Genomic DNA, 12,057 nt, shown 5'->3' with positions numbered 1-12,057 from the left:
TGTATCGCCCCCGCCGTTGTACATTCAGTTACATACCCAGTCAGCCGTCAGACACGCGTCAGCAGGCGTACAGGTAAAATTAAGCCGGTAATAAACAATAAGTCCAGATAGGCGCAGGCTTTATTTGAGGCTCGAACAGGCAGGGAAAATTTGAAGCTGATACCTACAATTTTGTGTGGTGGTGCCGGGTCGCGCTTGTGGCCAGTCTCGCGGGAGCTGCACCCCAAGCCTTTCATTCGCCTGGCAGACGGCCAAAGCCTGCTGCAAAAAGCCTGGCTGCGCGGCGCGGCGCTGCCTGACGTGGCCGAGGTGCTTACCGTTACCAACCGTGAACTTTTCTTTAAAACCGAAGACGAGTACCGCGAAGTAGCCGGCACCAGCCACAACCAGCTGGCCAACAGTTACATTCTGGAGCCCTTCGGCCGCAACACGGCGCCTGCCATTGCCGCCGCTGCGCTGCAAGTGGCGGCCACGCAAGGTGAAGACGCTGTGTTACTGGTGCTTGCCGCCGACCACCTCATTGCCGACCAAGCCGCTTTTGCCGCTGCCGTGGCCCAAGCCACGCAACTGGCCCGGCAAGGCAAGCTGGTCACCTTTGGCATCCAGCCAGAGGCGCCCGAAACCGGTTATGGCTACATCGAGGCCGATGGCAGCACGGTCCTTCGGTTCGTTGAAAAACCCAGCCTTGAAAAAGCGCAGGAATACCTGGCCACCGGCCGCTATTTGTGGAACGCCGGCATTTTCTGCTTTGCTGCTGGCACCATGCTGCGCGAGATGGCACAACACTGCCCGGCCATCCTGGCGGCCACCCGCACCTGCATCGAGCAAGCCAGCACGGCAACCGGCAAGGGCTTTACCCAGATCGAACTCACGCCCAGTGCCTTCGCCCAGGTGCCAGACAACTCCATTGACTACGCCGTCATGGAAAAGTCGCGCAACGTGGCCGTGGTGCCCTGCAGCATTGGCTGGAGCGACATTGGCTCGTGGAGCGCCATTGGCGACCTGACCGTGCAGGATGGCAATGGCAACCGCATCGAAGGCGAAGTGCAATTGCACGATGTCAACAACTGCTACATCCAGAGCAACGAACGCCTGGTGGGCGCCGTGGGCGTCAGCAACCTGCTCATCATCGACACCCCTGACGCCCTGCTGGTGGCCGACCGCAGCCGCGCGCAGGATGTCAAACACATTTACGCCAGCCTCAAATCCCAGGGCCACGAGGCGCATAAACACCACCGCACCGTGCACCGCCCCTGGGGCACTTACACGGTGCTGGAAGAGGGCCGCAACTTCAAGATCAAGCGCATCGAGGTCAAGCCCGGCGCCAGCCTGAGCCTGCAAATGCACTACCACCGCAGCGAGCACTGGGTGGTGGTCAGTGGCACCGCCAAGGTTGTAAATGGTGACAACGAGATCATCCTCAGACCAAATGAATCCACCTACATTGCTGCCGGCCACAAACACCGCCTGCAAAACCCCGGGGTGGTTGACGTGGTGATGATCGAGGTACAAAGCGGCGAATATCTGGGTGAAGACGACATTGTGCGGTTTGAAGACACTTACGGCAGAACAACATAAATGAGCGAGCAAGACAAAATTTACGTTGCAGGTCAGTGCGCTAGCTGTGACCCACAGAGTCGATACTCTCTTGGTTACCCAACATCGCGCTAGTTATGTCACTGAGGCGAAATACGTTATGGAATCTTGTAGGAGCGGGCGCGCCCTTACTAGTAGCACTTTTTGCCATACCTTACCTACTGCGCGTCCTGGGGATGGAAGGTTTTGGTGTGCTCACGCTGGTGTGGGCGTTGATTGGCTACTTTAGCCTGTTCGACTTCGGTGTCGGTCGGGCTCTTACTTACGAGCTTGCCCGGCGCTCGTCTGCTTCACCAAGCGAGCTTGCGCCCTACGTGCGTGCCGGTATCGCGTTAACGTGTGCAACTGGATTGATTGGTGCAGCAATCGTCGCAGTATTAGCCAAGCCCTTGTCCAGTACTTGGTTGCATATCCGCGCAGAATGGCAGTACGACGCGCTGCTCTCGTTCTTAATTGCAGCAGTAGGCATCATCCCGACAACCATATCTAGTGGCCTGCGCGGTGCCCTAGAGGGGCTCAATCGTTTTTCGGCATCCAACATTAATCGCTTAGTTCTTGGCACCGCTATGTTTGCATTACCTGCATGGTCTGTGTATGCCCACGGTAACCACTTGTGGATTGCCACCTTGTACATGGTTATCGGCCGACTCGTCCTAATGCTGTTAGTTCTATACCAGCTGCGTCAGTTCATGTTACTCCCCAGTAAGCTCGAACGCGCACATCTTGCCGCCCTGCTCAATTATGGTGTGTGGGTAACAGTAACAGGCATTGTTGGTCCACTGATGGTGTATGGCGATAGATTTTTCGTTAGCGCTGTGGTCGGTGCACAATTATTACCTCAATACGCTATTCCCCAAGAAGCGCTGCAGCGTCTTTTATTAATCCCCACTGCCTTATGTGGCGCTCTACTGCCACAGCTTGCCGCACTGTCACGCGAAAAAACTGTGGCGGCATATCACCACAACACTAAGAGGGTTTCCCTTTGGATGTTTTGCGTCTGTTGTTCCGCGGCTGTGTTGGCTTACCCTAGCTTGAGCATTTGGATTTCACCGACCTTTGCCCAAAGTGCGTTGCCGGTAACACTCGTACTTATCGTGGGCATTTGGCTCAACTCTATGGCAATGGTGCCATACACCGTGATCCAGGCGATTGGGAAGCCTAAGATCACGGCTATTTTTCACTTGGTTGAAATGCTGCTGTATGCGGCGTTAATTTGGGCGTTAACCCGGAAATATGGACTCATCGGTGCTGCCATTGCCTGGACAGTGCGCGTGGCGCTTGACCTTGCGCTCTTACGGATTGCTGTTGGGAGGACTTTGAGTGGCGCATAAAGACATATTTCCAAAATCTGCTTCGATCATTGATCAGGCTTGGCCACAGAAAGACATCGAGTCTGTTTCGGTTTGTCCAATGTGTGAATCTGAGCGGCGCACGTTGGCACATCGTGGGGTCAAAGACTGGGCGTTTGCGTGTGCCCCCGGGAGTTGGAACTATTGGCTTTGTGATGAATGCAGTTCTCTCTATTTGGACCCTCGCCCAACCGCTGAATCGATTTGGCGTGCATATAGCACTTATTACACGCATAAGGGAGAAACCGTGGCTCAGGGAGTAAGGTCGAGCTTCAAGCTTAGGCTAAGAAATGAATGCTTGTTTCATTGGCTTGGAATAGATCAAGGGCCTCGCCTTCATTATCGGTTTGGTGGCTACCTTAGTGTATTAAAACCGATGATCCCGCGCAAGTTTCCACTTGACCAGTTGGCGTGCCTGCCGCGTGGCAAACTACTCGACGTGGGTTGCGGCAGTGGCGATCTTCTCTTGGCTGCTCAAGCAATGGGGTGGCAAGTAAGGGGCCTCGAGATTGATGCAAAAGCGGTGGATGCAGCCTGCAGTAAAGGACTCTCCGTCCAGCATGGATCATTCGAACTCCTTTGTGAATATCGAAGCTCATTTGAATGCATTGTGTGCTCGCACGTAATCGAGCATGTTCATGAGCCTCGCCAGTTGCTCAGTAGCTTGGTGAATGCGCTCAAGCCTGGTGGGAGCCTATTCATTGCGTATCCAAATCCAAGCAGCGTTGTTAGACGTTGGTTTGGCCGTCACTGGCGTGGGTTGGAGGCACCTCGGCATTTGTGTCTGCCATCACTTGAGGTGCTTCAAATGGAACTGGGTAAATTTGGTATTAGGAGCATAAAAGTTTATCCAGCGCCAATCCATACATTTGAGGCATCCATGCGGGCAAAATTGGGAGAGAGTGGATGGGTAGTACGTGTCCTGAACAAGCTCTTACACATGATTACATCAGTCATACCGCTTACAAAACACCAAGACATCATCGAGATAGTCTGTGATTGAAATACGTTGAATGAATTGTGTGAAATCTAGAGAAATGAAAATCGCCTGTCGACCAGCCATTTGCCTCGTTCTATGTCACTACTACTTGAGCGCCAAGGCTCTTCAAGATGTAGTGCGGCGCCTGCTGACGAGTCAACTTTTTGATTTGCGAATGTTAGTCGTCGTTCACAACGGCGACTACATGGAACTCAACCTTGAGGGCCTAAATGATGTGATGGGAAGGGTGAGTCAAGTGACTGGTAGCAATATGTTACTTGATTTTTCCGCATTTTACGAAGGGTTAGCTTTTCTGAAAGAGGGTGAGATGGACTCTGGAGTACTTTTCATGAACGACTCGCTATTTACGAAGCTGCCATCTTGGTGGATTCTTCGACGGCTGGCCTGTGACTTGGACTATTCCGAAAGACTAGATGTGCCTTGTATGGTGGGTTTTAGCGCCGATTACCGCTTTTTCTTGCAGAACAATCCATGGTCTGGGGCTCAATCGTACATATGCTCAGCCTGTTTTTTTGCCAATGCTAAGGCGATTGGGCTACTACGCTCCCTTACCGAGCGTTGTATGGCTGCTTTTCCAAATAACTATTCTGAAAATAATGCTGAGGATGTGGGATTAAGACTTGCAGAATTAATAGGAACGAAGTTTCACTCATATTTGAAACTTGTTTTGCTCACACCAACCGGTGGTGTATGGCGTCCGGCCCTTTCCATAGGGCATATTCCAGAGATGCAAATCAGGAAGGCACTTTGTTTTTATTTAGAGCATCGTTTGTCAGGAGCGATTCAGCTGGCGGATGGCGGGCTGATCTTTATTAATAGAGGGAAGCACCGACTTGGGTTCGCGGTCAGACTCTACTTTACGCTATTTCTCTGGAAGATGCGAACTTGGGTTCGAATGAGGTCGCCTATATGAATATTCTGCTGCTTACAACCAAGTTTCCGGTCGACCCAGAGTCGCCGTATCTAACTAATGAAATATGTGACGCATATGCCGCACGCGGCGATTCCGTAACAGTCGTAAATATAGATTGGCACAACGACAATGGTGGACCTTGTGAGCGGAAACAGGGAAATGTATTACTTTATAGCGTCGCACGCCTGCAATTAACATGGTTACCACGAATATTTAGATTGCCGATAGTTTGGTTGATGTCTTCCGCTCTCGCTTATTTTAGCTTGCGCCGAAGGCTGCGTGCGCAGAATTTCGATGTATGCTTGCTAACTACACCAATGACAGTGTTTACTCTGTTTCTTTTGTTAGGTCACCGCTTCCTGAAGTGTAGTTGGGTTGCATTATGCTGGGACTTCTTCCCGATTCATCAAGTCAAGCTTGGCATGATTCCGCGTGCGATTTCCCCTGCTCTACACCTCATTGAGGAAGCTATTTACTCAAGATGCTCAAGAATATGCGTTCTATCAGATGATTACAAAACTTTTCTTGAATCAAACTATCGAATACCGGCTGATGTTGAGGTGGTCACTACAGGTCTATGGGGGGGGAGGGTGGATATGTCTAGCGGAAGTAGCATATCTAACAACGCACCGGATGATCTATGTAAAACTATTGTGTTTGGTGGACAACTTGCCGAAGGACGCGGTCTGCTTAATTTCATCCAGCTATGTCAAATATCGGCTCTTGTAGATCCAGCATTGCGTATTTTGGTCATTGGTAAAGGAAATGCATTATCAAGATTGAAATCGGCCTGCTCAGAAAGAAAAATTAAAAATATAGTTTTTACGAATTCAATTTCACGTGCTAGGTATGTTGAACTTATTCGGCATTGCTTGGCAGGGTTTGTTTCATTGGATGATGCAACGGGATGTCCGAGCTTCCCATCAAAACTAGTCGACTACATGCGTGCTGGGTTGCCTGTGGTGGTGATGGATTGTTTAAATCCGGCTATTAAATTTTTTATAAACGAAAATAAAGTTGGTTTTTATGTTCATCCTGATGACGATGATTCTGTTTTTTTTGCGCTTTCTCAATTGGTCATTGATCACGAACAGCGAGGAAAAATGTCTCAAAATTGTCGAGAATGTTTTGCAAATAAATTTAATTCTGAAAAAGCGGCAGATATTATCGGGCTTTTATAGATGGAGTTGACAATTTTTTTGATTGAAAGCTTTTCCTTGACCAATAAATAATAGTTTATTTGAGGATTTTAATCCCCGAAGAAAATTTGTAGGTCAATGAATATTAAATAAAATATTAACTTTAGAAATTAATGCGTTGGCAATATATATCTGTTTGTATCTAATTGTTATTTTGGCTGTGCTGGCCGATGGTGCGTATCGTCGATTTGTACTGATATTCATTCTTTTTAGTATGGCCATGGTGGGTGGTCTCAGATACGAGACGGGGTATGATTGGCTGGCATATGAAATTAATTTCGATCAAATAAATACCAAAATAACTTTGATCGACAGCATATTGGATAGCTCATTTGAGCCTTTGTATTTTATTTTTTCTTATATTGTAAAATCATTCGGTGGGTCAATTCAGTCTATTTTTTTATTGTCGGCAATTTTTTATTCATTCGCTTTATATAAATTACTCGTCTCAATTAGAGTTAATTTATATGTTCCGCTCGTTTTATATATTGGATTTTGTTACTTGTTGGCGTATTTTATTGTTGTGCGATATTCTTTGGGAATTTCATTTTTTTATATTGGTTTAATTTACCTTTTTGAAGGAAGGCGAAAATTTTTTATTCTGATGGTCTTGGTTGGTGCATTGTTCCATTTTTTTGTTATTTTTACCTTACCATTGGTTTTACTTAAGCGCTTCCGCTTGTCTTTTTTGTCGGTAATTATTTTATCTTCGGTGATGATCTTTGCTGGTTTTGTGATAGACGTTGGCGAGTTTTTTTCGCTCCTGTCATTGATCGATGGAGATAGTTTTTTCTCAAAATTTAGTTCCTATTCCTCAGGTTTTTCAGAGAATATTCCTTTCACCGTTGGTTTGTATATTTTGTACAATATTTTAATAGCTATTGGAGTTTCTTATGGTGCACCACGAAATTCTGAAGTTGATGTGGTGTCCAATGTGGCAATCTGGTTAACAATCGGATTAATTGCTTCAATTATTTTTGGTTATCAAATCCCATCTATTTGGAATCGAGTTATGCTTGCGGCTGTGCCGGTCCAAGGAATGGCATTGGCATTGATTATCGATCGTAAATCATTTTTATTTAAAATTACCATTCGAACTATTGTTGCATCTATTGCCTTTTCCATGTTAATTTTTACCCTAGTGAAGGAAAATAGCTTCTTTGTTCCTTATGAGTCGTACTTTCATAAATTGCTCGGAATATCATCAGGGGTGGGACGTCTGCGCATGGAGGCTGAGTTTTAAATTGTTTATCAAGTTAATGGTTATAAAGGTTGCATGTGCTAGATGTGTAGTCAACTGAAGTTCTAGTTGTTGTGTGGCTGTAATTGGCTAATTGGCCTAGGATTTAGTCTAGGTCACTTTCAGGGTAGTGAGTTCTTAATTTGGAGTCCTTGGATGGTTAATTTAAATGCGGTGAATATGTTTCTTGGTAAGAAACTGTTAATAACTGGCGGCACAGGTTCGTTTGGGAACGCGGTGCTGCGCCGGTTTCTCCAGTCCGACTTGAAAGAGATTCGAATCTTCAGCCGCGATGAAAAAAAGCAGGATGACATGCGCAAGCGCTATGCCAGTTCCAAGCTCAAGTTCTACATCGGTGATGTACGCGACAGTCGCAGTGTGGAGCAGGTTATGCGCGGTGTGGACTACGTGTTCCACGCCGCTGCACTCAAGCAGGTGCCGTCGTGTGAGTTTCACCCGATGCAGGCGGTGCGCACCAATGTGCTGGGCACGGAAAACGTGCTGGAGGCTGCGATCCATGCAGGTGTCAAGCGCGTGGTGTGCCTCAGTACCGACAAGGCGGTATACCCCATCAACGCCATGGGTATCAGCAAGGCCATGATGGAAAAGGTGATGGTGGCGGCTAGCCGCAACCTGGAGGGTACCAGCACCGTCATTTGCGGCACGCGCTATGGCAATGTGATGGCTTCGCGCGGCTCGGTGATTCCACTGTTCGTCGATCAAGTGTTTGCGGGCAAGCCCATCACCGTCACAGACCCGGCCATGACCCGTTTCATGATGACGCTGGCCGATGCGGTTGAACTGGTGCTGTATGCGTTTGAGCATGGCAACAACGGCGACATCTTCGTGCAAAAGGCGCCTGCGGCCACGGTGGAAGTGCTGACGCATGCGATTCTGGAACTGATGGGCAAGCCCGAACACGAAGTGCGAAGCATTGGCACGCGCCATGGCGAAAAGCTGTATGAAGCACTACTGAGCCGTGAAGAAATGGCCTGTGCCGAAGACATGGGCGACTACTACCGCGTGCCTCCGGATGGGCGCGACCTCAACTACGCCAAGTTCGTCGAGGAAGGCGAACAGCGCTTGACCCAGACCGCCCATGGCGAGGACTACAACTCGCACAACACCACGCGGCTGGATGTCGCAGGCATGAAGGCGTTGTTGTTGAAGCTGGATTTCATGCAGCGCATTGCACGCGGCGAGCACGCCGTGGCCGAGGAATAAGTACATGAGCAACGTCAAGACGATGCTGATCACCGGGGCCAACGGCTTCATTGGCAAAAACCTGCAACTGCATCTGGCCGAACGCAAGGATGTGCAGGTGCGCTGCTTTACCCGTGCAGACGACGTGAAGCAACTGCCGGCGCTGCTGCAAGGGGTGGACTTTGTGTTTCACCTGGCGGGGGTTAACCGTCCGCAAGACCCTACCGAATTTGCTAGCGGCAATGCCGGGCTCACGCAGGCGCTGTGCAGTGCCTTGGCGGCTGAGGCAGAGCGTAGCGGGCGCCGCGTGCCGGTGGTGTTTGCCTCTAGTACCCAGGCCACGCAGCCCAACCTCTACGGCCAGAGCAAGCGCGCGGCGGAAGACGCTTTGTTTGCCTTGGCCGCCAGCCACGGCGTGCCAGCGCATGTGTTTCGCCTGCCCAACGTGTTCGGCAAATGGTGCAAGCCCAACTACAACTCGGCGGTGGCTACGTTCTGCCACAACGTTGCCCGCGATCTGTCCATTCAGATCAATGACCCGGCCGCTCCGCTCACGCTGGTGTATGTGGACGATGTGATTGAACGCTTTGTGCAGTTGATGGATGGCGCTGACGCTGCGGTGGGGCCGGATGGCTTTGCCACTGTGGCACCGCAATACACCTCTACCGTGGGCGAACTGGCCCGGCAGATTCAGGCGTTCAAGGACAGCCGCAGCACCCTGATGACGGATCGCGTGGGCACGGGGCTGGTGCGTGCCTTGTACGCCACCTATGTGAGCTACCTGCCGGTGGAGTCGTTTACCTACACCGTGCCCCAGCATGGCGACCCGCGCGGCGTGTTCGTTGAAATGCTCAAGACGCCCGATTGCGGACAGTTCTCCTTCTTCACCGCGCACCCAGGGATCACGCGGGGTGGGCATTACCACCACAGCAAGACCGAGAAGTTCCTGGTCATCAAGGGCCAGGCGCGCTTCAAGTTCCGCCACATGCAAACCGGCCAGGAGAATGAACTGGTCACGAGCGGTGACAAGTCCGAAATCGTGGAAACCGTGCCGGGCTGGACGCATGACATCACCAACATCGGCGCCGACGAAATGATCGTCATGCTCTGGGCGAATGAGGTGTTCGACCGTGCGCGGCCGGATACCTTTGCCTGCCCGCTCTGAAATCGATACCCATGAAAAAACTCAAAGTCATGACTGTGGTCGGTACCCGGCCCGAGATCATTCGCCTCTCTCGCGTGCTAGCGCGCCTTGACGAGCATTGCGACCATGTGCTGGTGCACACGGGCCAGAACTACGACTACGAACTGAACCAGATCTTTTTTGACGATCTGGGCATTCGCAAACCAGACCACTTCCTGAACGCCGCTGGCGCCAGCGCGGCGGAAACCATTGGCAAGATCATCATCGCGGTGGATGGCGTGCTGGCCACGGAAAAGCCCGATGCCCTGCTGGTGCTGGGTGACACCAACAGCTGCATGGCCGTGCTGCCGGCTAAACGGCGCAAGGTGCCGGTGTTCCATATGGAGGCCGGCAACCGCTGCTTTGACCAGCGTGTGCCCGAAGAAATCAATCGCCGCATCGTGGACCACACGGCAGACATCAACTTGACCTACAGCAGCATTGCCCGCGAATACCTGCTGCGCGAGGGCCTGCCGCCCGACATGGTCATCAAGACCGGCAGCCCTATGGCCGAGGTGCTGGCGCACTACCGCCCGGGCATTGATGCATCGGGCGTGCTGGACCGGCTGGGGCTGGCCGAGGGGCAGTTCTTTGTAGTGAGCGCCCATCGTGAGGAAAACATCGACTCCGACCTGAACTTTGGCAAGCTGGTGCAGGTGCTCAACACTGTGGCCGAGCAATACGGCCTGCCGGTGATCGTCTCCACCCACCCGCGCACGCAAAAGCGGGTTGACGCCATGGGTGCAAAGTTCCACGCCAATGTGCAGTTGCTTAAGCCGCTGGGTTTTACCGACTACAACAAACTTCAGCTTTCGGCCAAGGCGGCGCTGTCGGACAGCGGCACCATTAATGAAGAGTCGTCCATTCTGAACTTTCCGGCGCTGAACCTGCGCGAGGCGCATGAGCGGCCCGAGGGCATGGAAGAGGCTGCGGTCATGATGGTGGGCTTGGAGGTGGAGCGGGTCATGCAGGGCCTGGCCATTCTGGAAAGCCAGCCTCGTGGCCAGACACGCCTGTTGCGCCAGGTGGCCGACTACAGCATGCCCAATGTCTCGGACAAGGTTCTGCGTATCATCCACAGCTACACGGATTACGTGAACCGCGTGGTGTGGAAGAAGTACTGACGCATGGCCACACGCATCCTGTTGCTGACGCAATGGTTCGACCCCGAGCCCACTTTCAAGGGCTTGGTGTTTGCACGCGAGCTGGTGCGCCAAGGGTTCGAGGTAGAGGTGCTTACCGGCTTTCCTAATTACCCCGGTGGCAAGGTCTACCCCGGCTATTGCATCAAGTGGCTTCAGCGCGAAGTGATTGATGGCGTGCAGGTGACGCGCGTTCCGCTGTACCCCAACCACGACCAGTCGGCCATCAAGCGGGTGTTGAATTACGCCAGCTTTGCCGCGTCGTCGTTGGTGTACGGCTTGTTCATGGCTCGCAGGCCAGATGTGATCTATGCTTATCATCCGCCATTGACAGTAGGCATCACCGCCAGCTTGATTCGCCTGTTACGCCATATTCCAGTGGTGTATGACATTCAGGACATGTGGCCCGATACCTTGCGTGCCACGGGCATGCTCAACAACGTCCGCGCCTTGAACGTGGTGAGTGCTGTATGCCAGTGGGTGTACCGCCGTGTGGACCACATCGTAGTGCTGTCGCCAGGCTTCAAGCGCTTATTAATGCAGCGCGGGGTGTCAGAGGCCAAGGTGGAGGTTATTTACAACTGGGCGGACGAGGCGGCGCTGGCCGCACCGCAGGGGCAGTTGCCTGAGGTCTTTCCGAGAGCGGATCAGTTTCGGATCATGTTTGCCGGCAACATGGGCAAGGCACAGGCGCTGAATGCCGTACTGCAGGCGGCTGAACTGCTGCAGGCGCGTGGATTGCGTGTCTGCTGGGTGATGTTGGGCGGCGGTGTGGAGGTGGACCGACTCAAGCAACGGGCTGCGGAACTGCAGCTCCGCAATGTAGTCTTCCTGCCGCCAGTGCCTATGTCTGAGGTGGGCACGCTGCTGAATGCGGCCGATGCCTTGCTGGTGCATTTGCGCAAGGATCCGCTGTTTCAGATCACCATCCCGTCCAAGACCCAGGCCTACATGACCGTTGGCAAACCACTCTTGATGGCGGTGGATGGCGATGCGGCCGATTTGGTCATCCAGTCCGGCGGCGGCGTAGTTGCCGAGTCTGAGAATGCAGAAGCCTTGGCAATTGCGGCGGAGGCGATGGCTGCACTTTCTTCCAGTCAGCTCAAAGAAATGGGCCGCAAGGCTCAGGACTATTACCGGGAGCATTTGTCACTGCCGGTGGGGGCGGCCAGGTTTGGGGTCATCTTCAAGGCACTCGCGTCAAGCCGGAAATCGAACTGCTAGCATCACAC

General features: G+C 52.1%; 10 protein-coding genes. All 10 read left to right on the top strand.

The genetic code is table 11. From position 1 onward, the window contains the following. Nucleotides 1-150: 150 nt before the first annotated feature. Nucleotides 151-1,578: a mannose-1-phosphate guanylyltransferase/mannose-6-phosphate isomerase gene (locus NDJ10_RS03925; RefSeq protein WP_296159849.1), complete on the top strand. Its 1,428-nt coding sequence runs from the start codon at nt 151-153 to the stop codon at nt 1,576-1,578. Between the two features lie 95 nt (nt 1,579-1,673). Beyond that, nucleotides 1,674-2,927 carry a flippase gene (locus NDJ10_RS03920; protein ID WP_296159848.1) on the top strand — a complete coding sequence of 418 codons (1,254 nt, stop codon included), beginning with the start codon at nt 1,674-1,676 and terminating at the stop codon, nt 2,925-2,927. Between the two features lie 79 nt (nt 2,928-3,006). Beyond that, complete coding sequence (locus NDJ10_RS15250; RefSeq protein WP_363318686.1) at nt 3,007-3,948, top strand: class I SAM-dependent methyltransferase; 942 nt, start codon at nt 3,007-3,009, stop codon at nt 3,946-3,948. A 19-nt stretch (nt 3,949-3,967) separates the two neighbouring features. After that, nucleotides 3,968-4,858: a hypothetical protein gene (locus NDJ10_RS03915; RefSeq protein WP_296159847.1), complete on the top strand. Its 891-nt coding sequence runs from the start codon at nt 3,968-3,970 to the stop codon at nt 4,856-4,858. Then, on the top strand, nt 4,855-6,039 hold the full coding sequence (locus NDJ10_RS03910) for a glycosyltransferase family 4 protein (protein WP_296159845.1): 1,185 nt from the start codon (nt 4,855-4,857) through the stop codon (nt 6,037-6,039). Before NDJ10_RS03915 ends, NDJ10_RS03910 begins: the two co-directional genes overlap by 4 nt. Before the next feature lie 136 nt (nt 6,040-6,175). Beyond that, a complete protein-coding gene (locus NDJ10_RS03905) occupies nt 6,176-7,300 on the top strand; it encodes an EpsG family protein (protein WP_296159844.1) in 1,125 nt (374 codons plus the stop codon). A 177-nt stretch (nt 7,301-7,477) separates the two neighbouring features. Further along, complete coding sequence (locus NDJ10_RS03900; protein WP_296159843.1) at nt 7,478-8,521, top strand: polysaccharide biosynthesis protein; 1,044 nt, start codon at nt 7,478-7,480, stop codon at nt 8,519-8,521. A 4-nt stretch (nt 8,522-8,525) separates the two neighbouring features. Then, entirely contained in the window at nt 8,526-9,665 is a 1,140-nt protein-coding gene (locus NDJ10_RS03895) for a capsular polysaccharide biosynthesis protein CapF (RefSeq protein ID WP_296159841.1), read from the top strand. Between the two features lie 11 nt (nt 9,666-9,676). Further along, nucleotides 9,677-10,807 carry a UDP-N-acetylglucosamine 2-epimerase (non-hydrolyzing) gene (gene wecB / locus NDJ10_RS03890; protein WP_296159840.1) on the top strand — a complete coding sequence of 377 codons (1,131 nt, stop codon included), beginning with the start codon at nt 9,677-9,679 and terminating at the stop codon, nt 10,805-10,807. 3 nt (nt 10,808-10,810) lie between these two features. After that, on the top strand, nt 10,811-12,049 hold the full coding sequence (locus NDJ10_RS03885) for a glycosyltransferase family 4 protein (protein ID WP_296159839.1): 1,239 nt from the start codon (nt 10,811-10,813) through the stop codon (nt 12,047-12,049). The last annotated feature ends 8 nt before the right edge of the window (nt 12,050-12,057 follow it).

Origin of the sequence: Rhodoferax sp., from assembly GCF_023700745.1 — a bacterium.
In the GTDB taxonomy this organism is placed as follows: domain Bacteria; phylum Pseudomonadota; class Gammaproteobacteria; order Burkholderiales; family Burkholderiaceae_C; genus Rhodoferax.
This window is presented reverse-complemented; position numbering and strand designations above follow the sequence as displayed.